General features: G+C 56.6%; 1 protein-coding gene. It reads left to right on the top strand.

Translation table 11 applies throughout. The features are described 5' to 3' along the window. A partial coding sequence (locus EN852_RS36975; protein ID WP_135879770.1) for a type I secretion C-terminal target domain-containing protein occupies positions 1-348 on the top strand: 348 nt, incomplete at both ends.

The following is a 348-nucleotide window of genomic DNA, read 5'->3' as shown; positions in this document are numbered from 1 at the left end:
GAGCGGCGGCACGGAAGCCGATATATTTCGCATCATGTTTGCCTCGCAATCGACGTTTGCCGCGCATGACACCATCACAGACTTCAATCAGGGCGAGGGTGACAAGCTCGACCTCTCGGTGGCACGAGGTTCACCGGGGTACTACGATGGCGGGCCACTGGTTTTCATGGGTCAACTGGGAACCGGCTTTACCGGGGCGCTTGGCGACCAGTTCATCGGACCAGTCACTCCTGATGGTGTCTTGCAGGCAAGTGATATTGGTTCCGGGTTTTCGCAGATTTGGTGGAAGGAACTCAACGGCCACACATATCTTTACGGGGACACCAACGGCAACTTCGAACTCGACGG

This window comes from Mesorhizobium sp. M2E.F.Ca.ET.209.01.1.1, assembly GCF_004010375.2.
In the GTDB taxonomy this organism is placed as follows: domain Bacteria; phylum Pseudomonadota; class Alphaproteobacteria; order Rhizobiales; family Rhizobiaceae; genus Mesorhizobium.
This window is presented reverse-complemented; position numbering and strand designations above follow the sequence as displayed.